This window comes from Nocardioides astragali, assembly GCF_024436375.1.
Classification (GTDB): Bacteria; Actinomycetota; Actinomycetes; order Propionibacteriales; family Nocardioidaceae; genus Nocardioides; species Nocardioides astragali.
Map to the genome: position 1 here is coordinate 131,680 of NZ_JAFMZM010000008.1, position 23,155 is coordinate 154,834.

The following is a 23,155-nucleotide window of genomic DNA, read 5'->3' on the forward strand; positions in this document are numbered from 1 at the left end:
CTGAGCAACCTTCTGGGCGGCGGATTCGGTTGTTGGCTCACCGCTCGTACGCTTCGGGATGCTTCTCCACAGATTGAGCAGCGGGGGTCGCACCCACCCCACCTCCCACGGTCGGATCGAGCGTGCGAGAGATCCCGGAGGAGCTGAGGTCGCGCCCGTTCACGCGCGCAGAGGCGATCGCGGCCGGGGTCAGCTCGCGGATGCTGCAAGGCAAGCGATTCGTACGAGTCCACGCCGGCGTGTACCGGTGGGTCGGCTTGGTCATGACGCAGACGCGCGCCATCGACGCGGCCCGTCTCGCGCTGCCGGCCGGCGCGCGGACCACCGGCATCACCCGGCTCCAACAGCTGGGACTCGACTACGGCCCGCGCGAGCCGCTGCACTTCGTCGTGGAGGGGGACCTCCACCTGGTGCCAGCCGGGGTCTTCCTCCATCGGACAGTTCTCATGCCACCCGCCGACGACACGTGCGTCGACGTGGCGGCTTCCTTCGTCGCCTACTGCGCCACCGCACGGGTCATCGACGCCGTCAAGGTAGGGGACTGGTTGTTGCACCGCGGCCACCTGGATCCGTACGACCTCCTCGTGCTGGCTGAACGGGAGCCGTGGCGCGACGGCGCTGTGGAGGCTCGTTGGATCCTGCAGCACCTCGACGCCGGTGCCCGTTCCGTGCCTGAGTCGGAGATGCGCATCCTGCTGGGCTTCTCGGGTCTCCCCGAACCTGAGGTCAACCAGCCCTTCGACCCGACGGGTGCGCTGCCGTACCTCCTCGACCTCTACTACCGTCTGTTCAGGGTGGGGGTCGAGTACGAGGGATCGCAGCACCAGCAAGAACGCGCGGTCTACGTCGGTGACATCGGTCGGTACGCCGATCTGCGACGTGCTGGGGTGACGTACGTCCAGGTCACCAAGGAGCTGCTCGGTCGGCCGCGATCCCTCATCGGCACGGTGTATCGCGAACTCGTGGCGGCCGGCTACGAAGGTCCGACACCGAAGCTGGACGCAGACTGGCTGCGCGTCTTCAGCCGCGTGAGCGCCATGCCCGATCTGCCGCGCCGCTCGCGGCGGCGTACAGCCTGAGATGGGCGGTGTCTCAGCAACCGCACTTGTACGGCGTTCGGTTGCTGGCTCACCGCCCAAACCGGAGTGGCCGGCCCATCTCCGGATCTCACCTGTGGACAGACGTGTGGAGAAGTACGGCGGAGCTGGGGATGAACCGGGGTCCGGCTGGGGACGACGCGCCGGAACCCGAAGTATGTGGAAAAGGTTTGCCGAAAGCCCTTGTGCGAGTGCTCGGCACGGGCATAGAACTCTCCTACGCAGCCCCGCAAGGGGAAGCGGGATGGCTCCGGAAGGAGGGTCCGCACGACTCAGAACCAGTCCGCTGGGGACGAGTCGCAGACGCCGGGTGATGCGGTGACTGGGACCTGACAGAGAGAGCCATCGACCGGAAGCATCACTGGACCGGTCAACCCGATGACCGGGACGCTTCGGCGGCCCGGACATCGAGCGAAGGGCCCTTGACGCTCATACCGTCGAGGGCCCTTCGTCTCTTTCCGGCGTCAGAGCGCCTAGGCATGTCTTGCCGAAGGTTGGGCAGTTCGTCGGCAATCCCTGCCGTCGCCATCGACGCGCTGACCTCGGTTGAATCGTGCCCATGGCGGACCAGGCGCACCGGCGGATCAGGATCGGCATCGACACCGGTGGCACGTTCACCGATGTCGTGGCCTTCGACGAGGACTCGGGGGAGCTGGTCACGACCAAGACGCCGAGCACCCCGGGCAACCCGGCCGACGGGTTCATCGCGGGGATCGAGAAGATCCTGGGCATCGTCGGCGCCGGGGGCAGCGACATCACCGCCGTCTCGCACGGCACGACCGTGGCGACCAACAAGCTCCTCGAGGGCAAGGTCGAGGCGCTCGGGTTCATCACCACCGAGGGCTACGAGTTCATGCTGGAGATCGCCCGGCAGTCGGTGCCGGACGGCTACGGCAACTCCTACTTCTGGGTCAAGCCCGACCGGATCGTGCCGGCCGACCGGGTGCGCACCGTCGGCGGCCGGCTCGACTTCACCGGCGCGGAGATCCGTACCTTCGACGAGGACGCGGCCGTCGCGGCCGCCCGGTGGTTCAGGGACCAGGGGATCTCCACGATCGGTGTCTGCCTGCTGCACGCCTACGCCAACGACGGGCACGAGCTGCGGATGCGCGACATCCTGCGGCGCGAGCACCCCGAGGCGATCGTCTCGATCTCCAGCGAGGTGCTGCGCGAGTACCGCGAGTACGAGCGCGCGATGACCACGCTCGTCGACGCCGCGGTGAAGCCCAACGTGAGCCGCTACGTCACCAACATCCAGGACCGGCTCCATGCCTTCAGAGATGGGCACAGCACCGGCGCTGCCCGCAACGACCGTGGGCCGATGCCCTTCTACGTGATGAAGTCCAACGGCGGCGTGCTCTCGGCCGACGAGGTCGTTCACCAGCCGATCACCACCGTGCTGTCCGGTCCGGCCGCAGGTGCGCTCGGCGCCGCGCTGATCGCCAAGGTCGCCGGCTTCCCTAGGATCCTCACCTGCGACGGAGGCGGCACGTCGACCGACGTCTCGGTGGTCCTCGACGGCGAGCCGACCCTGACCACGGAGGGCACGGTCGGCGCCTACCCGAGCAAGATCCCGATGATCGACGTGGTCACCGTCGGTGCCGGCGGTGGCTCGATCGCCTGGCTGTCCCCGGAAGGGACCCTCAAGGTGGGTCCGCACTCGGCCGGCGCCGACCCCGGGCCGCTCTGCTACGGCAAGGGCGGCACCCAGCCGACGATCACCGACGCCCACGTCACGCTCGGCCGGATCCCGCCCCACCTCCTCGGCGGCGAGATCCCCCTCGACGTCGACGCCGCCCGCACGGGCATCGCCGCCCTCGCCGACGACCTCGGCCTCGGCTTCGAGAAGTGCGCCACCGGCATCCTGGAGATCTCCGCCTGGAACCAGGCCAACGCGTTGCGCCAGGTCAGCGTCAAGCGCGGGCTCGACGTCCGCGACTTCATGCTGACGACGTTCGGCGGCTCCGGCTCGCTGCTGGCCTGCCGGCTCGTCGACATCCTCGACCTCGCCGGTGTCGTCGTACCTCCCAACCCGGGCAACGTGAGCGCGTTCGGCCTGCTGACCGTCGACGTCAAGAACGACTACGTCCAGACCCACGTCGCCAAGGAGTCCGCGCTCGACCACGCACAGGTGCAGACGATCCTCGACACCCTCACCGAGCGGGCCCGCGGGGCTCTCGACAAGGAGGGCTTCGCCCCCGCCGAGCACCGCTTCCAGCGGACCATCGACGTCAGGTACGTCGGTCAGGCGTACGAGGTGCGCGTCGCCGCTCCCGACGGCCCCGTGGACGCGGCGTACGTCGAGCAGGTGGCCGACGCCTTCCACACCGACCACCGCCAGCTCTACGGCTACGACTTCCGCGGCGACCCGGACCAGCAGGTCGAGTGGGTCAACCTGCGGGTCACCGGCATCGGCCCGATCACCCGGCCGGAGATCCCGACCCTCGAGAAGGCCGAAGGCGACCTGCGCGAGCGGGCGGTCCGCACCCAGCGCGAGGTCTGCTTCGACGCCGAGCAGGGCTACGTGACCACCGACGTCCTCGACCGCAGCGCTCTCGGTGCCGGTGACACCTTCACCGGTCCGGCCATCGTCGAGGAGTTCGGCTCCACCATCCCGGTCCACCCCGGCTTCGAGGTCGTGGTCGACGACTGGGCCAACCTCGTGATCCGCAAGACCCAGGAGGACGCCCGATGAGCAGCAGCGCAGTCGACCCGGCGTACGTCACCGCGAGGCCGGTCAACCCGGCCGGCCTGCCCACGTCGTACGAGCACGGCGGGCGCCTGACGGCCGAGGGCACGACCGTGGATCCGATCCTCGTCGAGATCGTGCAGGGCACGCTGGCCAGCGTCGAGATGGAGGTGGAGACCGCCATCGGCCGGACCAGCCGCTCGCCGATGATCCGCGACGCGCACGACTTCCGCGCCGGCATCCACGATCGCCAGCTGCGCAAGCTGACCGGCCGCTCCTACAGCGCACTGGTGCACCCCATCGTGCGCGACTACCCGATCGCGGAGATGCGCGAGGGCGACGTCTTCTTCCACAACGACGTCTACGAGTCCGAGGGCGGCATCGGCCACCTGCCCGACCTCTGCGTCACGGTGCCGGTGTTCCACGACGGTCAGGTCGTGGCCTTCGTGCAGGCCTTCGGCCACCACGACGACATCGGCGGCGCCGTGCCGGGCTCGATGCCCAGCAACGCCACGACCGTCTACGAGGAGGGGCTGGCGGTCCCGCCGATCAAGCTGTGGGACCAAGGCGTCCCCAACAGGTCGGCGCTGCGGATCATGACCCGCAACTCACGCATGCCCGACAGCCTGGCCGCCGACCTCGACGCCGAGTGCTCCGCCTGCCTGATGGGCGCGCGCCGCCTCGGGGAGCTGTTCGAGCGCTACGGCCGCGACTCGATCGAGGCCGCCTTCGACGCGATCCTCGACGCGACCACCGAGACCTACCGCCGCGAGATCCTGTCCAAGATCCCCGACGGCACCTACGTCTGGGAGGACTACGCCGAGCACGACGGCGTCGACGAGCCCCAGCTGCACACCCAGCGGATCACCCTGACCAAGGTCAGCGACGCCCCGGCCGACCCGGAGCACGGCCGCCCGGCCGGACCGCGGCTGATCATCGACTTCACCGGCACCAGCGCGCAGGCCAAGGGGCCGATCAACCACTGCGGTGACTACGTCGGCGGCAACTTCCTCAAGAAGTGGCTCGCGCCGATCCTGCGCAACCTCGCCGACACCCCGGAGCGGATGGCCGAGCTCGACGTCAACGAGGGCATCGTGCCGCTGATCGAGATGCGCTTCCCCAAGAAGGGCACCCTGCTCACGCCGATCCACCCCGCCCCGACCAACGCCCGCACGTTCGTGATCCTGCGGCTGCTCGGCGTGCTCGCCGGCGTCGTGGCCAAGGCCGTCGACGGCCGGATGCCCGCCGACCAGGAGACCATCCGCTACACCGGCGTCTACGGCAAGGACCTCGACGGCAACGACTACCTCATGCGCGAGGTGCTCGGCGGTGGCTCGGGCGGTCGCTACTACGCCGACGGGGAGGACACCATCCACGTGGTGCCCGACTCGCGCAACCTGCCCACCGAGTTCACCGAGTCCCGCTTCCCGTTCATCGTCGAGCGCCTCGGACTGGCGCAGGACTCCGGCGGCGCGGGGCAGTACCGCGGCGGGCTCGGCTACGAGAAGCACATCCGGATGCTCAAGGACGCCCACTTCATGTCCATCGCCGACCGCTCGATCCTGGCCTGCTGGGGCGTGCGCGGCGGCAAGGCCGGCTCGCCGTTCCAGGTCGTCATCGACCCGGGCGGCCCCGACGAGCGCGAGGTCGACGCCCTCGCGGACGCCGAGGGGATCAAGGCCGGCCAGGTCGTGCGCATCCGTACGACGGGCGGCGGCGGCTGGGGTGACCCGCTGGCCCGCGACCCCGAGCTCGTCGTGCGCGACGTGGTGTGGCGCAAGGTCTCGGCCGAGGCCGCGCTGCGCGACTACGGCGTCGTGCTCACCGGATCGACCGAGGCCGGCGACCTGGGCTTCGACGCCGACGCGACCACGGCCGAGCGCTCCGGTCGCGCGGCCTGGAGCCGCGACGAGGACCCGTTCTTCGACCGCGGTCCCGGCTACGCCGCGCTGGCCGACGGTGCTGACTCCGCGGACGTCGACCGGATCTGAGCCGACGGTGCGCGTCGCGGTGCTCGGCGGCCACGGCAAGACCGGGCGGGCAGTGGTCGCGGCGCTCACGGCACGCGGCGCGACCGCGGTGCCGCTGGGTCGCGCGGACTGGACCGACCTCGTCGCGGCCCTCTCCGGCTTCGACGCGGCCTACGTCATCGCGCCCAACCTGCACCCGGACGAGCCGGGCTACGTCTCCGCCGTGCTCGCCGCGCTGACACGTGCGGACGTCGGTCGGGTGGTCTACCACTCGGTGGCCGCGCCCTACTCGCCCGCGATGCCGCACCACCTCGGCAAGGCACGCAGCGAGGACCTCGTGCGGCGCAGCGGTCTCGACTGGACCATCCTCCAGCCGGGCGCCTACCTCCAGAACCTCGATCTCTCCGGCCCCGTCGAGGTGCCCTACTCCCTCGACGTCCCGTTCGGCTTCCTCGACCTCGCCGACCTCGGCCGTGCCGCCGCCGCGGTGCTGACCGAGGCCGGACACGGCGGCGCGACGTACGAGCTCGCCACCCGCCTCGCGACGGTCCGCGAGCTGGCCGACGAGGCCGGCGTGGCGGTCACCGAGGTGCCGGACCCGGAGACCCACCCCTGGCTGAGCGCCATGTTCGCCTACTACGACCAGCACGGCCTGCCCGTGGGCACACGGCCGCTCGAGTGCCTCCTGGGACGCGGCTGAAGGTCGCACCTCGGCAATCGGACCCTCACAGCCCGGCGTGCTGCGCGGCCCAGACTGCCGCGGCCGCCCGTGAGGTGACGCCGAGCTTGATGCGGATGTTGGACACGTGCCGATGAACGGTGTGCGCGCTGAGCACCAGCTGACCGGCGATCTCGGTGTCGGTGAATCCGGCGGCGACGAGTCGCAGGACCTCCAGCTCGCGTGCGGTGAGGGCTACCTCCGACCCAGCGCCACGAGCTGCCTGTAGGACGTCCTGGCCACGCAGATGTGCGAGTGTCGCGTCGACCACGGACCTCGTGTCACCCAGCCACGGGAAGTGGTCGAGGCCGGGCAGTGCCAAGAGCTTCGCGTGGGGGATGTGGGCGGCGAGGTCCTCGCCGAGCGCGAACGGGATGGCCCGGTCGTCCCGGCGGTGGAGAACCAGCGTGGGGATCGCGGCCAGGGCGATCAGGACCGAGCGCGCGTCGAGGTCGTACACGTGCTGGAGCTGGACCGCAGCCTCCTCGGGTGTCCCCAGGGTGCGCTGGAGCCGCGCGAAGTGATCGCGCTCCGTCGCGCCGGCGCTCGGCATGAAGACGTCGGCCAGCACGCGTGACCCGAGCGCCCAGTGGCCTCGTACGACGTCGAGCATCGCCCTGCGCGCATCGGCGGAGGCGATGTCCGTGCCTCGCGCGTAGCCGCCGTAGAGGACCAGACCGCTCACCCGTCCGGGGCGCTCGGCCTGCAGCGCCGCCGCCGTGCCGGCGGCCACCGGAGCCCCGGAGCTCGCGCCGAACACCGCGAACGTGTCCAGGCCGATCGCGTCCACCAGCCCAGTCAGCACCGCCACCTCCTCGGCCAGCGAGCGCGGGGGTGGGCCGTCGCGGTCCACGCCACCGAGCGACCGGCCACGTCGGCGTGGCGTACTTGCTGCTCATCGTCCGGCACTCACCGAGTCTAGTGAGGATCTGCCGCACGAGAGGTGACAGCGCGGGCGGGCGTTCAGCGGGACGGTGTCGCCAACGCGCGGTCGGTGAGGTCGCGCACATGGTGTGCCCAGGAACCGTGCCGGGCTGCTCGCGCCGGGGTTGCCGAGCCGATGACGAGCGGCCGGACCAGAGCCGGCATGCCGATCCACTCCGCCGTCCGCGTGACGCAGACGTCGAACTGGGAGCCGATGGCGCGGACCAGGTCCCGGTCGCACCGGCAGCCCTGTCCCAGGAACTCCCAGGGGCCGGCCATCCGGAGCTGCCAGCGGCCGAGCCGGGTCCCGTCGGCGTGCACGTGCTCGATGAACAGGAGTCGTCCCCCCGGCGCGAGCACCCGGGCGACCTCCGACAGCGCGGCCTCCACATCCGCCACCGTGCACAGGACCATCGTGGAGACCACGGTGTCGAACCTCCCGGTCGGGAACGGCAGCTCCTCGGCCGGCGCCTCCACCACCTCCAACCCGTGGCGGAAGCCGGACCCCGCGACGCGGGCGCGCGACCGATCGGCCATCGGCAGGACCGGGTCGCTCAGCACGAGCTCCTCCACGGTCGCCGGGTAGTGGGCGAGGTTGAGGCCGGTGCCCGCACCGATCTCGAGGACCCGGCCACGTGCCTCGCTGAGGAGCGCGGCGCGCCGCTCGGCCATGCCGAGCCGCTCGCCCCTGGCCAGGACGGGGTCGTAGAGCGCCGCGCCGACGCGCTCCCACAGGGCAGCGAGCCCCGAGGGCTCCGAACGGTTGGTCGCCTTCTTGTGGGTCATGGTCCTCACTCCGTCTCGACAGCGGCTGAGGGTCCATTCCAGCGGTCAGGGGCGGGGCGAGGCATCGCGAGAACCGGCCATCTGGCGCATGGCCCGGACCGGCCATCGCTGGGTCGCCGGCGCTGGACGTCCGCGGGCGGCAGGGATGCCATGATCGGTCCGTGACCGAGCCCGGGACGACGTACGCCGCACTCGGGGAGGCCGCCTGGCGGTGGGTGCTCGACCAGGTCCGGTGGGACGACGGGCCGTGGATCCCCGAGTCGGTGCCGTACGACGGCGGGCCGCCGGACGACCGGGACAACATGCACAGCGGGATCGGCGGGCTCGCCCACGTGCTGGCGGAGATCCGTCACTCGCGGCCCTGGACCGACGAGGAGGTGGCGCTCGCGGACGCCATCGCCGAGCACGTGCGGCGCGGCCTCTGCACCGCGACGACCTACACCTACTTCGACGGCCTCGTCAGCGACATCGGGGTCCTCACCGCCCTCGAGTCGGAGGGCGTGGAGGACGCGATCACGCGGCTCGCCGAGCTCGCGACCGCGGACGGCTGGGAGCAGCCCTTCCTCAGCGTGCCGCCCTTCGCGCCGCACAGCCGGATCAGCGACGCGACGCTCGGCACGGCCGGCAACCTGCTGGGTGCCGTGTGGGCCCACCGGCACGGCGTACACGGAGCGGCCGCGCTGGCGGACCGCACCGCGGACATCCTGCTGGCCGAGGGGGAGCCGACGGAGTCCGGCACCAACTGGCGCTTCGTGCCGAGGCGCTTCATGGAGGACGTACCGGTCGAGCGGCAGCGGGAGATGCCGAACTGGTCGCACGGGCTGGCCGGCATCGCCGCCGCGCTCGCGATCGCCGGACACGGGCTCGGGCGTCCAGACCTCGTCGAGGCAGCCCGCAGCGGCGCCGAGCACCTCGTCACCCTCGGCGACACCGGTGCCGGCGGGTTCGTCGTGCCGCACACGATCCCGTCCGCACCGGACAGGGACGAGGTCACCTACACGTGGTGCCACGGCCCCACCGGCACGTCCTTGCTCTTCACCGCCCTGGAGCTGGCGGGCGTCGACGACGTCGCGGGGGAGACCCCGGCCCAGTGGCAGCGTCGCTGCCTCCACAGCATCCGTACGTCCGGGGTCCCCGCCCGCCTGCACCCCGGGTTCTGGGACAACGACGGGCGCTGCTGCGGCACCGCCGGGGTCGGCGACGTGTTCCTCGATGCCTGGCAGCGGCACGGTGTCGAGGACGACCTCGCCTTCGCCCAGGTGCTGGGGGGCGCGTTGGTCGAACGTGCTGTGGTCGACCGGGATCGGGCGTGCTGGCGGTTCACCGAGCACCGCAACGCGGAGCCGCTGCTCCCGCCGGGAGTGGGTTGGATGCAGGGGGCGGCGGGCATCGCGGCCTACCTGATGCGGCTCGCCCGCGTGCTGCGAGAGGGGCGTACGGCCCCTGCCGTGGCCCGCCTCGACACCTGGTGGAACCTGCACTGAGTGTCAGGGAGCAGGAGCAATACTTGCCAGCGAAGTGGCGCGTTGTTGGCCGAAAGTGCCGTGGGGGAGGGTGTGGGGCGACACTAGGGTCGAGCGCATGAGGGTCCTGCTCGCGCTCGGCGGAAACGCCATGACGAACGCCGACGGGCGGGCGCGCCCCGAGGACCAGATCGCGGCGGCCCAGGTGGCGATGGCAGCGGTCGCCGGCCTGCTCGAGCACGACCACGAGGTCGTCATCACCCACGGCAACGGCCCCCAGGTCGGCAACCTCCTCGTCAAGAACGAGCTGGCCGCGGGCGTCGTACCCCCGGTCCCGCTGGACTGGTGCGGCGCCCAGACCCAGGCCACGCTCGGCTTCGTCCTCATGGACGCCCTCGACAGCGAGCTGGCGGTCCGCGGGATCGACCGGCGCAGTGCCGCGGTCGTCACCCGCACGCTGGTGGACGCGGACGACGACGGCTTCACGACCCCCACCAAGCCGATCGGACGGCACCTGTCCGAGGCCGAGGCCGAGGTGCTGATCAGCCACGGCGAGAGGTGGGAGGACCGCGGCGAGAAGGGCTGGCGGCGAGTCGTCGCCTCGCCTGAGCCTCTCGAGATCATCGACGCCCCCGCCGTCCTCGCACTGATCGGGGCCGGCTTCGTCGTCATCGCCAACGGTGGCGGCGGCATCCCGCACGTACGCCGTCCCGACGGGTCGCTCGCGGGTGTCGAGGCGGTCATCGACAAGGACCTCGGTGCGGCCCTCCTCGCCGAGACGACCGAGGCCGACGTGCTCGTCATCGCCACCGACGTACCGAACGCCGTCATCCGCTACGGCGAGCCGGACGCCCAGCCGCTCGGGCGCGTGAGCGTCGCGGAGATGCGCGCGCACGCCGAGGACGGGGAGTTCGCCTCCGGCTCGATGGGACCGAAGGTGGACGCGGTGTGCCGCTTCGTCGAGGCCACCGGCCGCGTCGGCGTGATCACCAGCCTCGACCAGATCACCGCCGCAGTCGCCGGCGACGCCGGCACCGTCGTCGTACCCACCCCCTCCGGTGGTTGAGGTGCGAACGAAGCGAGCCTCGAAACCCCTCCCGAAAGGAAACTGCTGAACATGCCCAGCGCCATTGAAGTCCGCAAGGTGCCGATCCACTCGGTCGCCGACGCCTCCGAGCTCACGAAGCTGATCGACGACGGGGTGATCGCGGCCGACCGCGTGTTCGCGATCATCGGCAAGACCGAGGGCAACGGCGGCGTGAACGACTACACCCGGATCATCGCCGACCGCGCGTTCCGCGAGGCGCTGGTCGCCAAGGGGGCCGACCCCGAGCAGGTCAAGGGCGTCCCGATCGTGTGGTCGGGCGGCACCGACGGCGTCATCAGCCCCCACGCCACCATCTTCGCGACGACAGACGTCCCCGAGGACGACCCCTCGCGCGACGAGCTCCGCCTGACCGCCGGCTTCGCGATGAGCGAGCCGCTCCTGCCCGAGGAGATCGGCTACACCGCGATGATCGAGAAGGTCGCCGCCGGCGTGAAGGTCGCCATGGAGCGGGCCGGGATCACCGATCCCGCAGACGTGCACTACGTCCAGACCAAGACCCCGCTGCTGACCATCCACACCATCCGCGACGCCAAGTCGCGCGGCAAGGCCGTGTGGACCGAGCACACCCACGAGTCGATGGACCTCTCCAACGGCGCCACCGGCCTGGGCATCGCCGTCGCGCTCGGCGAGATCGACATGCCCACCGACGCCGACGTGATGCACAACCGCGAGCTCTACTCCTCGGTGGCCTCCTGCTCGTCGGGCGTCGAGCTCGACCAGGCGCAGATCGTCGTCGTCGGCAACGCCACGGGGGTCGGCGGTCGCTACCGCATCGGCCACTCGGTGATGAAGGACGCACTGGACGCCGACGGCATCTGGGAGGCCATCCGCTCGGCCGGGCTCGACCTGCCGGAGCGCCCTCGCACCAGCGACCTCGACGGCAGGCTGGTCAACGTCTTTCTCAAGTGCGAAGCCAGCCAGGACGGCACGGTCCGCGGTCGGCGCAACGCGATGCTCGACGACTCCGACGTGCACTGGCACCGCCAGATCAAGGCGTGCGTCGGTGGCGTCACGGCGGCCGTCACCGGCGACCCGGCGGTCTTCGTCTCGGTCTCCGCGGCCCACCAGGGACCGGAGGGCGGCGGCCCCGTCGCGGCCATCGTCGACCTCGGCTGACCCGATCACGGGCCGACACACGTACGCCGTCCGGCGGGCCCGGCGGGACACTGTCGGTCCGTCGTGATGGGGTGTCGTGCGTGAGCAACCCGTCCGCCCTCCAGCCGGCAGCCGTGCGCTACCGGCTGGTCCGACCCGACCGCCAGGTCGTCGTGCCGGAGCTCGACGAGCACCAGCAGCGCGTGGTCGACCACGAGGGTGGGCCGCTGCTCGTGCTGGCGGGTCCGGGGACGGGCAAGACCACGACGCTGGTCGAGGCGATCGTGGATCGGGTCGAGCACCGGGGCGCCTCGCCCGACTCCGTCCTGGCGCTCACCTTCTCCCGCAAGGCTGCCGAGCAGCTGCGCGACCGCGTCACCGCGCGCGTGGGTCGCACCACGTCCGCCGGGTCCTGCTCGACGTTCCACTCGTTCGCCTACGCGCTGGTGAGGAAGTACGCCCCCGCCGAGCTCTACGAAGGCGCGATCCGCCTGCTGTCGGCACCGGAGGCCGACGTGGTGCTGCGCGAGCTGCTCGACGACAACCCCGAGTCCGTGGTGTGGCCCGACCAGCTGCGCCGCGCGGTGGGCACCTTCGGGTTCGTCCGCGAGGTGCAGGCGGTGCTGGCACGGGCACGCGAGAAGGGACTCGACCCGGCGGGCCTGCGCAGCCTCGGTCTGGAGCACGACCTGCCGGAGCTCGTGTCGGCCGGCCTCTTCATGGAGCAGTACCTCACGATCCTCGACAACCTCGGCGCCACCGACTACTCCGACCTGATCCGCCGCGCGGTGATCGAGGCCGAGGCCCACCGCGACGAGCTGCGTGCCCGCTGGACCCACGTGTTCGTGGACGAGTACCAGGACACCGACCCGGGCCAGGTGGCCCTCCTGCGAGCCCTGGCCGGCGACGGGCGCAACCTGACGGTGGTCGGTGACCCCCACCAGTCCATCTACGGCTTCCGCGGTGCCGACGTCCGCGGCATCCTCGACTTCCCCACGAGCTTCCCGACCGCTGACGGGCGGCCGGCCCCGACCGTGGTGCTGCGGCGCACCCGTCGGTTCGGTCCGCGCCTGATGCTGGCCGCAGGCCGCGTCGCGGGCCGGCTCACGCTGACCGGCTCCATCGCCGCGGAGGCACGCGAGGAGTTCCTCTCCCCGGAGGCGGTGCCGGGGCCGCACGGGGACGGCCGCGTGGAGGTCGTCACCTACGACACCGAGCGCGCCGAGGCCGAGCGGCTGGCCGACCTGCTGCGCAGGGCGCACCTCGAGGACGGCATCGCGTGGGACCGGATGGCCGTGCTGGTGCGCTCCGGCCGCACCAGCATCCCGCCCCTGCGCCGGGCGCTGGCCGCCGCGGGAGTCCCGGTCGAGGTGGCCTCCGACGACCTGCCGCTGGTGCGCGACCCCGCCGTCCTTCCCCTCCTCGACGCGCTGCGCGCCGTGGTCAACCTCGACAACGACGACCCCGACTCGCCCGACTTCCTCGACCCGGGCCGGATCGAGTCGTTGCTCCTGTCGCCGCTCGGGGGCCTCGACGCGTCCGACCTGCGTGCCCTCGTCCGCCGCCTGCGCATCCGGGAGAAGGAGCAGCCGGAGGCGAGTGCCCGTCGCACGTCCCGTGAGCTGCTGCGGCTCTCCGTGGTCGAGCCGGGCTTCCTCGACGGGCTCGAGGGTCCCGACGTCGAGCGGGCCGGTGCCCTGGCGGCCCTGCTGCGCGAAGGGGCGCGGATGCTGGCCGACCGGGCCGGGGTCGAGGACGTCCTGTGGCACCTGTGGTCGACCACGTCCTGGCCGCAGCGGCTGCGCCGCCAGGTCGACCAGGGGGGAGCGGGTGCCCGGCGCGCCCACCGCGACCTCGACGCCATCGTCGCGCTCTTCGAGCTCGCCTCCCGGGCGGTCGACCAGCGCGATCACGTCGGTGTCGCCGCGTTCTTCGCCAGCCTCGTCGCCCAGCAGCTGCCGGCCGACACCCTCGCCGAGCGGGGCGTACGGGGCGCGGCGGTCCGGCTGCTCACCGCCCACCGCTCCAAGGGGCTCGAGTGGGACCTCGTCGTCGTCGCGCACGTCCAGCAGGAGGGCTGGCCCGACCTGCGCCGGCGAGCGACGCTGCTGGGCGCCGACCGGATCGGCGTCGACGGCTCCGGCCACCCCGACCTCGTCCCACCCGTCACCACCCGCGCCCTCCTGATGGAGGAGCGCCGCCTGTTCTACGTCGCCTGCACCCGTGCCCGCCGCCGGCTGGTGGTGAGCGCGGTGCGCTCGCCCGAGGACGACGGGGAGCAGCCGTCGCGGTTCCTCGAGGAGCTCGGCGTCACGATCGAGCACCAGGACGGCCGGCCGCCTCGCCCGCTGTCGCTCGGGGGTCTGGTGGCCGAGCTGCGCCGCACCGCCGCGGACCCCGAGGTCTCGACGCCGATGCGGGAGGCGGCGGCCCGTCGGCTCGCAGCCCTCGCGGCCGAGGAGGTGGACGGCCGCCAGCTGGTGCCCTCCGCCGACCCCTCCACGTGGTGGGGCACCCGCAGCGCCACCCGGTCCGTCGAGCCGATCCGCGCCCCGGAGCGGCCGGTCCCGATCTCGGCCAGCATGCTCGAGTCGATCCTCGTCTGCCCGGCGCAGTGGTTCCTCGAGCGCGAGGCCGGCGGCGTCTCCGCCGTGCACCAGTCGGCCAACCTGGGCCAGGTCCTGCACGCCCTCGCCGAGCGCGTCGCCGGCGGTGACCTCCCCGCCGAGGTCGAGCCGCTGATGGCGGAGGTGGAGGCGATCTGGGACCGGCTGGCCTTCCGCACGCCGTGGTCCCGCCAGCGCGAGCTCGCCCGGATCCGCAAGGCGGTGGCCCGGTTCGTGCAGTGGCACCTCGACAACCCCCGCGAGGTCCTCGGCGCCGAGCAGCGCTTCCAGAGCGTCGTCGACGTCGACGGCGTCCCCGTCCTGCTGACCGGGTTCGCCGACCGGCTCGAGATCGACGACGCCGGGCGGGTGGTGGTCGTGGACTTCAAGAGCGCCCGCACCCCGCCGTCCGGCCCGGCCGTCGCGGCCAACCTCCAGCTCGCGCTCTACCAGTACGCCGTCGACGCCGGGGCCCTCGACGACGCGGCCGGCCGGTCGGTCAGCTCGGGTGGTGCCGAGCTCGTCCAGCTGGGCATCGACGACGACTCCGCGGACGCCAGGGTGCAGGGCCAGCCGGCGCACGCCGACGACGGTCCCGAACGTGCCGTGCTGCGCGCCGGACTGGCCCGCGCGGCGGCGCTGGTGCGTGACGAGACCTTCCCGGCCACCTCGGGACCGCACTGCCGCGACTGCACGTTCGTCGCCATCTGCCCGGCCAGGGGCGCGGGGAGCGTGACCGTCCAGTGACCGAGCAGACCGAGCAGACCGAGCAGACCCAGCAGGTCCAGCCGATCCGGATCGACACGCCCGCGGACCTCGCCGCGCTGATGGGCGGTCACGCCCCCAGCGACGAGCAATGGGCGGCGATCACCTCACCGCTGCGCCCCACGGTCGTGGTGGCGGGGGCCGGCAGTGGCAAGACCACCCTCATGGCGCAGCGCGTCGTGTGGCTGGTGGCGACCGGGAAGGTCCGCCCCGAGGAGGTGCTCGGCCTGACCTTCACGACCAAGGCCGCGGCCGAGCTGCGCCACCGGGTCACCGCGGCGCTCGGTGCGGCCGGGCTGCTCGACCGCTCGGTCGTCGCGGAGGGCGAGGACGTGCTCGAGCCCACGGTCGCGACCTACCACGCCTATGCCGCGACGTTGCTGACCGACCATGGCCTGCGCATCGGCCACGAGCCCGACACCCGCGTGGTCTCCGATGCCTCCCGCTACCAGCTCGGCGCGCGCGTCATCGAGCGCTTCACGGGCCACATCGAGCTGCTGACCGATCACCCGGCCACCGCCATCCAGAACCTCCTCGCCCTCGACGGGTCGATGAGCGAGCACCTCGTCGACGAGGACGACGTCCGCCGCTTCGACGCCGAGGCGCGCCGCGGCTTCGAGCGCGCGATCGAGGAGGAGCAGGCGGGCAAGGCCCGCAAGACCTACCTCGAGCCGCCCGCGAAGGCGATCCACGCGATCGACCGGCGTGCCGAGCTGCTCCAGCTGGTCAGTGGCTACCGTCGGCTCAAGGCCGACCTCGGGTTGATGGACTTCGGCGACCAGATCGCGCTGGCCGCCCGGCTCGTGGACGACCAGCCGGAGGTGGGCGAGCTCGAGCGGGCGCGCTTCAAGGTCGTGCTGCTCGACGAATACCAGGACACGTCCGTCGCCCAGGCGACCATGCTGTCCCGGCTCTTCTCCGGACCCGACCCCGACCACGGCCTGGGCCACCCGGTCATGGCGGTCGGTGACCCCAACCAGGCGATCTACGGCTGGCGCGGTGCCTCGGTGTCCAACATCCTCAACTTCGCCGACACGTTCCCCGCCTCCGACGGCGAGCCGGGTCGCCTGCCGCTGACGGTCAACCGCCGCTCCGACCGCCGCATCCTCGACGTCGCCAACCGGCTCGCCGAGCCGCTGCTCGCGGCCTACGGCGACAAGGTCGCCCGGCTCCGCGCCGCCGACATCGCGGGCGAGGGACACGTCGAGGCCCACGTCCACGAGCGCGCCGTCGACGAGCTGGCCTGGCTGGCCGGGGCGGTCCAGCAGGTCCACGACGCCGGCACCGACTGGTCCGAGGTGGGCGTGCTGAGCCGCGACAACGCGCAGGCGGAGGAGGTCTACGACGCCCTCACGTCGGCCGGGATCCCGGTCGAGATCGTCGGTCTCTCGGGCCTGATCCGCCTTCCCGAGGTGGCCGAGGTGGTCGCCACCCTGACCCTCCTCCACGACGTCACCGCCAACGCCTCGATGCTCACCCTGCTCACCGGGCCGCGCTGGGCGCTCGGACCGCGCGACCTGAGGCTCCTGGCCCTGCGGGCCGCCGAGATCACCGGCGTCCGCGGACGCAAGGAGGCCGCGTCCATCGCCGACCAGCTCCTGCAGATCGCCGACGGCATCGACGCCGCCGAGCTGCCCGCGCTGAGCGACGCCGTGGAGTCGCCCGGCGACGCGGCCTACTCGCCGGAGGCCCTCGAGCGCTGCGCCCTCCTGGCCGCCGAGCTGCGGCGGCTGCGCGCCCACGTGGGGGACCCGCTCCTCGACGTGGTCCGGCGCATCATCGACACGACCGGGGTCGACGTCGAGCTCGCGTCGGCGACCTCACCTGCGGCCGCCGCGCGCCGCGACAACCTCGATCTGTTCGTCAAGGCCGTGGCGGAGTTCCAGTCGGTCGACGGCGACGTGACGCTTCCTGCCCTGCTGGCCTACCTCACCGCGGAGGACGACCAGGGCAACGGCCTCGACGTCGCCACCCCGACCGCCGCCGACTCGGTCAAGCTGCTCACGGTCCACCGCGCCAAGGGCCTGGAGTGGTCGTCGGTCTTCTGCGTGGGCGTGGGGGAGAGCCGCTTCCCCAGCAACCGGTCGCGCACCCTGTGGACGTCCTCGCCTGCGGTGCTGCCTGCCCCGCTGCGCGGCGACCGGGTCGACCAGCCGCAGCTGGCCGGACACGACAAGGCCGCCCTCGACGCCTACCGCGCCGCCACCCGCGCCCACGACGCGGAGGAGGAGCTGCGGCTGGGCTACGTCGCCTTCACGCGCGCCGCCCACCACCTTGCGGTGACGTCCTACGTCTGGGGCCAGCGCGCGACGGCGTTCGGCCCCTCCGCCTACCAACGAGTGGTGCGCGACCAGCTAGAGGAGTGGGGCCAGCCGGCGGAGCGCTGGCTGGAGAAGCCGACGGGCAAGGCACCCAACCCCAACGACGACGTCGATGCCTCGCGTCCCTGGCCGGTGCCGGGACCGGGTGAGGAGGCACGGCGCCGGCTCGCCGCCGCCGAGCTCGTGCGCACCGTCGACCCCACCGCACCCGACGAGGGCCTCGACGTCGTCGAGGCGGCCCGGGTGGCGGAGTGGGACGACGAGCTGGCCCAGCTGCTCACCGAGGCCCGGGCCGAGCGCGCCACGTCGGTGGACCTGCCGCTCCCGAGCAGCCTGTCCGCCACGTCGGTGGCCCGGCTGCGCGACGACCCGGAGGGCTTCGCCCGCGAGCTGGCGCGTCCGATGCCGCGGCCTCCGGCGCCGGCCGCACGGTTCGGCACTGCCTTCCACGCGTGGGTCGAGGACCGGTTCGGCCAGCAGGCCCTGATCGAGCCCGACGAGCTGCCGGGGCGGGCCGACGCGGGCATCGACGACGAGGCCGACCTCGGTGAGGTGGTCAAGCGTTTCGAGGACGGGCCGTTCGGTGACCGAGCCCCCCACGCGGTCGAGGCGCCCTTCGCACTGGTCCTCGCCGGCCAGGTGGTGCGCGGCCGCATCGACGCGGTCTACGCCGAGCCCGACGAGTCGGGAGGCGGCTACCTCGTCGTGGACTGGAAGACAAGCCGGCACGAGACCGCCGACCCGCTCCAGCTCGCCCTCTACCGGCTGGCCTGGTCGGAGCTCACCGGCACGCCCCTGGCGCGAGTGCGAGCCGCCTTCCACTACGTCCGGTCGGGTCGCACGGTCGAGCTGGACGATCTTCCCGACCGGGAAGGACTGGAGGAGATCCTCAGCGCGGCGCCCCGACAGGCCGGGCCAGCGCGGCCGTGAGCGCGATGTCGACCATCTCGCCGAAGGTCTGCTCACGCTCCAGCGAGGTGGTCTCCTCTCCGGTCACGATGTGGTCGGAGACCGTGCAGATCGCGAGAGCCTTGCGCCCGTGCTTCGCGGCGAGCGTGTAGAGCGCGCTCGCCTCCATCTCGACCGCCAGCACGCCGTACTTCACCATCTCGCCCAGGAGCTCGGGCCGGGCCGGGTAGAACGAGTCGCTGGAGAAGATCAGGCCGACGTGGAAGGGCGAGCCACCCTCGCGTGTCTCGGCCGCCTCGACGGCCCCGCGCAGCAGGCCGAAGTCGGCCACGGGGGCGTAGTCGATGCCGTGGAAGGCGATCCGGTTCATCGAGGAGTCGGTGCACGCACCGGACGCGATGATGACGTCGCGCACGCCCACGTCCGCCGTGACCGCTCCGCACGAGCCGACGCGCACGATCGAGGCGACGTCGTAGTCCGTGAACAGCTCGTTGACGTAGATCGACATCGACGGCTGGCCCATCCCCGAGCCCTGGACGGAGACCGGGTGGCCGTTCCACGTGCCGGTGAAGCCGTACATCCCGCGGACCTCGCTGTAGCACCGGGCGTCGTCGAGGAAGGTCTCCGCGATCCACTTCGCCCGCAGCGGGTCGCCGGGGAGCAGGACGGTGGGGGCGATGTCGCCGGGCTGGGCGGCGATATGGGTGCTCACGGCGCCCAGCCTAGGGCCACGAGCACCGGCGCCTGAGTGCCGTAGGGCCGCCGCTAGCCTGACGGTGTGGCCTCAGAACGTCCCCTCCCGCACGTCGCGCTCTCCGCTCACGCCCACAACCGGCTGGGCCTCCAGCGCACCGACGACGCGTGGCTCGACGAGCGGTGGGCCGACCCGGCCACGCGGGTGCTCGTCGTCGCCGGCAACCGGCTCCGGCCGGTCGACGGAGCCGTCGAGTGGGTCGCACCGGAGGCCGCCCCGCAGGGGCGGCGGATCCTGCTGGGAGACCAGGCCGGGGTGGTCCACCTGGCCGTGGTCCTCGCCGCGGAGGACGCGCCGGGCAGCCCGGACGAGTGGGTGCCGCTGAGGAACGTCCTGCCCTTCCTCGCCGAGTCCGCGCCCGACCAGGCGCCGTTGCTCTTCCACGCCATCGGCCTGGCGGAGTGGCACCACGCCACCCGGTTCTGCCCGCGCTGCGGGGGCACCCTGGAGAGCCGCGCGGCGGGTCACGAGCTGCGCTGCACGCGGTGCGACCGGGCACAGTTCCCGCGCACCGACCCGGCGGTGATCATGGCGATCACGATCGGGGAAGGCGATGACGAGGCCATCCTGCTGGGCCGCAACGGCGCGTGGCCTCCGGGACGCTGGTCGACCCTGGCCGGGTTCTGCGAGCCGGGGGAGACGCTCGAGGACGCCGTACGCCGTGAGGTCGACGAGGAGGTCGGCGTCCGGGTGGCGGAGGTCAGCTACTTCGGGAGCCAGCCGTGGCCGCTGCCGTCCAGCCTGATGCTGGGCTTCACCGGGCGCGCCGTCACCACCGGCATCGACGTGGACGGAGCCGAGATCGAGGAGGCACGGTGGTGGACCCGCGCGGAGTTCGAGGCCGCCGCCAGGTCTGGGGAGCTGGTCGTGCCGCGGGGCGTCTCGATCTCCTCGTCGCTCATCGAGAGCTGGTTCGGGCGTCCCCTCGACGGGCCGGGCTGGGGCTGAGGACTGCCCCCACGCGGTCAGTCGCAGTTGTCGCAGATGCCGGTCGCGGGGACCGCGATGAAGCAGCGCGGGCAGAGGGTGTCGGGCTTGTCGCTCGCGGCGACTCGAGTCGGGCGGGGCGTCCCGGTGTTGCGGCCAGCGGCCGGACGCGTGCGGGACGTGCTCGACCGCGTGCTCGGCCGCGTTCCGGGCACGCGCTCGGCCGGCGGGGTCTCGTCACGGATCTCGAAGCCGAGACGCGTCAGGGCCTTGCTGGCGCCTGCCGAACCTCCGGGGATGTCGGCGGGGGTCAGGGTGCGACCCGTGGCCAGGCCGTGCGCGATGCCGGCGATCGCGGCAGCGTCGTACTCGCGTCCGAGGTGCAGGAGGACGTGGGTGGAGACACCTCCACGCACGAGCATGTAGTTGGCCCCGCCCGCCGCGTCCCAGGTCTCTATCGCGGTGAGGACGTGGTCACGGTCGATCGAGTTCAGCAGGGACACGACAGAAGGCTAACCCCGAGCCGTTGCGGCGCTCAGGCCAGGCTCACGAAACCGCCACGAGCTTCGCCTTCACCTGCGCCACCGAGGGGTTGGTCAGGGTCGTCCCATCGGCGAAGAGCAGCGTGGGCACGGTCTGGTTGCCACCGTTGGCCTGCTCCACGGTGAACGCGGCGTCGGGCTGCTGCTCGATGTCGACGATCGAGAACTCGATGCCCTCGCGGTCGAGCTGGCTCTTGAGGCGGTGGCAGTAGCCACACCAGGGCGTGGTGAACATCGTGAAGCTCATGGGAGGGAGTGTCCCCTTCGGCGTCTAGGCTGAGGAAAGGTGGTGACGAACACCCACTTCAACCACGACCTCGCAGGAGATGTTCCTTTGCTCGAAGCGCTCGATCCCGAGCAGCGACAGGTCGCCGAGGCGCTGCGAGGTCCGGTCCGGGTGCTCGCAGGGGCAGGCACGGGCAAGACGCGCGCCGTCACCCACCGGATCGCCCACGGTGTGGCGACGGGGGTCTACGCGCCGACCGAGGTGCTGGCGCTGTCGTTCACGACCCGCGCAGCGGGGGAGATGCGCGAGCGGCTGCGGTCGCTGGGCTCCCCGGGCGTCCAGGCCCGGACGTTCCACTCCGCGGCGCTGCGCCAGCTGAGGTTCTTCTGGCCGCGGGTCCACCAGCGCGACCTCCCTGAGCTGACCGAGTCCAAGCTCGGCATGCTCGCGCTCGCCGCGCGGCGCCAGCGGCTCGGCGTCGACCAGGCGACCCTGCGCGACCTGGCCAGCGAGATCGAGTGGGCCAAGGTGTCCAACGTCGGCCCCGACACCTATCCCGCCCTCGCCCGCTCCCGGGGCCGCACCGTCTCGGGCCTCGAGCCGGAGGTCGTCGCCCGCGCCTTCGACGCCTACGAGGAGGTCAAGCGCGGCCAGGGACGCATGGACATGGAGGACGTGCTGCTGTTCGCAGCCGGCCTGCTGGCCGACAACGAGGCCGTGGCCGCCCAGGTGCGCCGGCAGTACAAGTGGTTCGTCGTCGACGAGTTCCAGGACGTCTCCCCCCTCCAGAGCGCGCTCCTCGACCTCTGGCTCGGCGGTCGCGACGAGCTCTGCGTCGTCGGTGACCCGGCCCAGACGATCTACTCCTTCGCCGGGGCCGACGCCCGTTACCTCCGCGAGTTCACCCAGCGCTTCCCATCGGCCACGAGCGTGGAGCTGGTCCGCAACTACCGCTCGACCCCCGAGGTCGTCGCGGGTGCCAACCGGCTCCTGACCGGCACGCCCAGCAAGGGCGTCGACCTCGTCGCCCAGCGTCCGTCGGGCGACAAGATCAGCTTCCGCGAGGCCACCGACGAGGTGGCCGAGGCCGACGCCGTCGCCGACCGGCTGGCGGCCCTCCGCGCGCAGGGCACTCCCGCCAGCAAGATGGCGGTGCTGCTGCGGATCAACGCGCAGTCCGAGCGCTTCGAGGAGGCGCTGGCTGCCCGCGGCATCCCCTACGTCGTACGCGGCGCGGCCAGGTTCTTCGACCGCGCCGAGGTGCGGCAGGCGATCACCCTCGTTCGTGGTGCGGCACGCGGCGGCGAGGCGACGGGTCCGGTCGCCGACGCGGTGGTGGCGGTGCTGTCCCAGATGGGCCACTCGACGCAGCCTCCCGAGGGGAGGGGAGAGGTCCGCAACCGATGGGAGTCGCTCCAGGCGCTGGTGGACCTCGCGGCAGACTTCGCCCGCGAGCATCCCGAGGCCGGCCTCGGCGACTTCGTCGACGACCTGGACCGGCGGCAGGGCGAGCAGCATGCCCCCGTCGCCGACGCGGTCACGCTCGCCACCATCCACTCGGCCAAGGGCCTGGAGTGGGACGCCGTCTTCGTGGCCGGCATGCACGAGAAGATGATGCCGATCTCCCAGGCGCGCACCCCCGCGCAGATCGAGGAGGAACGGCGGCTGCTCTACGTCGCGATGACCCGCGCCCGCGACGAGCTCACGGTCTCGTGGGCGAGCGCGCGAGAGCCCGGCGGCCGCCCCAACCGGGGGAGCTCCCCGTTCCTGGCGCCGCTGCTCGACGGCGTACCCGGTGTGTCGGGGCAGCGGCGTGAGCGCAGCAAGCGCAACCGCGCAGCCCTGCACTGCCGCGAGTGCAGTCGCCCGCTGTCCAACGCGCGCGAGAAGAAGACCGGCAGGTGCGCCGACTGCCCGGCGTCCTACGACGAGGCTCTCTTCGAGCGGCTGCGGGAGTGGCGCCTGGCGCGGGCCGCGCAGGACAGCGTGCCCGCCTTCGTGATCTTCACCGATGCGACCCTCCAGCTGATCGCCGAGCACGCGCCGGCAGACGAGCCGGGACTGCGCGCGATCAGTGGGGTGGGCCCCAGCAAGCTCACCAAGTACGGCGCCGAGGTGCTCGCCCTCGTCGCCGAGAGGTCTGGACCGCTGCGAGTGCCGAAAGAAGCATGATCTGAGCGTCCGCGTGCGCCTTCAGGATGAATCCCGCAAGAAAATCACGTAATACCCATAAAATGGTTTGCCCCTGACGTTGG

General features: G+C 72.3%; 16 protein-coding genes and 1 pseudogene. 11 read left to right on the forward strand and 6 right to left on the reverse strand.

Annotated elements, in window-relative coordinates:
- Positions 1-122 precede the first annotated feature (122 nt).
- The 4 genes from J3P44_RS24050 to J3P44_RS24065 all read left to right on the forward strand — a co-directional run bounded on the left by J3P44_RS24050 (position 123) and on the right by J3P44_RS24065 (position 6,456).
- Positions 123-1,079, forward strand: a complete 957-nt coding sequence (locus J3P44_RS24050; RefSeq protein WP_255893049.1) for a hypothetical protein — start codon at positions 123-125, stop codon at positions 1,077-1,079.
- Between the two features lie 577 nt (positions 1,080-1,656).
- Positions 1,657-3,792, forward strand: coding sequence for a hydantoinase/oxoprolinase family protein (locus J3P44_RS24055; protein WP_255893050.1), 2,136 nt, complete (start codon positions 1,657-1,659; stop codon positions 3,790-3,792).
- Positions 3,789-5,777 carry a hydantoinase B/oxoprolinase family protein gene (locus J3P44_RS24060; protein WP_255893051.1) on the forward strand — a complete coding sequence of 663 codons (1,989 nt, stop codon included), beginning with the start codon at positions 3,789-3,791 and terminating at the stop codon, positions 5,775-5,777. The genes J3P44_RS24055 and J3P44_RS24060 overlap by 4 nt, the downstream gene beginning before the upstream one ends.
- Positions 5,778-5,784: 7 nt before the next feature.
- Positions 5,785-6,456: an SDR family oxidoreductase gene (locus J3P44_RS24065; protein ID WP_255893052.1), complete on the forward strand. Its 672-nt coding sequence runs from the start codon at positions 5,785-5,787 to the stop codon at positions 6,454-6,456.
- Between the two features lie 25 nt (positions 6,457-6,481).
- On the opposite strand, the gene J3P44_RS25860 is transcribed toward J3P44_RS24065, so the two are convergent.
- From J3P44_RS25860 to J3P44_RS24075, 3 genes and pseudogenes are all read right to left on the reverse strand, one after another.
- Positions 6,482-6,745 (reverse strand): response regulator transcription factor, encoded by a 264-nt coding sequence (locus J3P44_RS25860; protein WP_372496705.1) that lies wholly within the window; start codon positions 6,743-6,745, stop codon positions 6,482-6,484.
- A 6-nt stretch (positions 6,746-6,751) separates the two neighbouring features.
- Positions 6,752-7,345, reverse strand: a pseudogene (locus J3P44_RS25705) (alpha/beta fold hydrolase); the annotation flags it as partial.
- A gap of 92 nt (positions 7,346-7,437) precedes the next feature.
- Positions 7,438-8,184: a class I SAM-dependent methyltransferase gene (locus tag J3P44_RS24075; RefSeq protein WP_255893055.1), complete on the reverse strand. Its 747-nt coding sequence runs from the start codon at positions 8,182-8,184 to the stop codon at positions 7,438-7,440.
- A 161-nt stretch (positions 8,185-8,345) separates the two neighbouring features.
- Here J3P44_RS24075 and J3P44_RS24080 point away from each other — a divergent pair, with 161 nt between their 5' ends.
- The 5 genes from J3P44_RS24080 (at position 8,346) to J3P44_RS24100 (ending at position 18,472) form a co-directional block, all read left to right on the forward strand.
- Positions 8,346-9,668 carry a lanthionine synthetase LanC family protein gene (locus J3P44_RS24080; RefSeq protein ID WP_255893056.1) on the forward strand — a complete coding sequence of 441 codons (1,323 nt, stop codon included), beginning with the start codon at positions 8,346-8,348 and terminating at the stop codon, positions 9,666-9,668.
- 97 nt (positions 9,669-9,765) lie between these two features.
- Positions 9,766-10,713, forward strand: a complete 948-nt coding sequence (locus J3P44_RS24085) for a carbamate kinase (RefSeq protein WP_255893057.1) — start codon at positions 9,766-9,768, stop codon at positions 10,711-10,713.
- Positions 10,714-10,764: 51 nt separating this feature from the next.
- Entirely contained in the window at positions 10,765-11,871 is a 1,107-nt protein-coding gene (bar, locus tag J3P44_RS24090; RefSeq protein ID WP_255893058.1) for a barbiturase, read from the forward strand.
- 80 nt (positions 11,872-11,951) lie between these two features.
- Positions 11,952-15,203, forward strand: coding sequence for an ATP-dependent helicase (locus J3P44_RS24095; protein ID WP_255893059.1), 3,252 nt, complete (start codon positions 11,952-11,954; stop codon positions 15,201-15,203).
- Entirely contained in the window at positions 15,200-18,472 is a 3,273-nt protein-coding gene (locus J3P44_RS24100; protein ID WP_255893060.1) for an ATP-dependent helicase, read from the forward strand. Before J3P44_RS24095 ends, J3P44_RS24100 begins: the two co-directional genes overlap by 4 nt.
- Here the strand turns inward: J3P44_RS24100 and deoD are convergent.
- Positions 18,432-19,163, reverse strand: a complete 732-nt coding sequence (deoD, locus tag J3P44_RS24105; RefSeq protein ID WP_255893061.1) for a purine-nucleoside phosphorylase — start codon at positions 19,161-19,163, stop codon at positions 18,432-18,434. The genes J3P44_RS24100 and deoD overlap by 41 nt on opposite strands.
- A gap of 66 nt (positions 19,164-19,229) precedes the next feature.
- Between deoD and nudC the strand changes: the two genes are divergently transcribed.
- Positions 19,230-20,153, forward strand: coding sequence for an NAD(+) diphosphatase (gene nudC, locus J3P44_RS24110; protein ID WP_255893062.1), 924 nt, complete (start codon positions 19,230-19,232; stop codon positions 20,151-20,153).
- Between the two features lie 17 nt (positions 20,154-20,170).
- On the opposite strand, the gene J3P44_RS24115 is transcribed toward nudC, so the two are convergent.
- Together J3P44_RS24115 and J3P44_RS24120 are read right to left on the reverse strand one after the other, a co-directional pair.
- Entirely contained in the window at positions 20,171-20,635 is a 465-nt protein-coding gene (locus J3P44_RS24115) for a ScoMcrA-related endonuclease (protein WP_255893063.1), read from the reverse strand.
- Between the two features lie 43 nt (positions 20,636-20,678).
- Entirely contained in the window at positions 20,679-20,921 is a 243-nt protein-coding gene (locus J3P44_RS24120; RefSeq protein ID WP_255893064.1) for a mycoredoxin, read from the reverse strand.
- Between the two features lie 42 nt (positions 20,922-20,963).
- Here J3P44_RS24120 and J3P44_RS24125 point away from each other — a divergent pair, with 42 nt between their 5' ends.
- Positions 20,964-23,072, forward strand: a complete 2,109-nt coding sequence (locus J3P44_RS24125) for an ATP-dependent DNA helicase UvrD2 (RefSeq protein WP_255893065.1) — start codon at positions 20,964-20,966, stop codon at positions 23,070-23,072.
- Positions 23,073-23,155 lie beyond the last annotated feature (83 nt).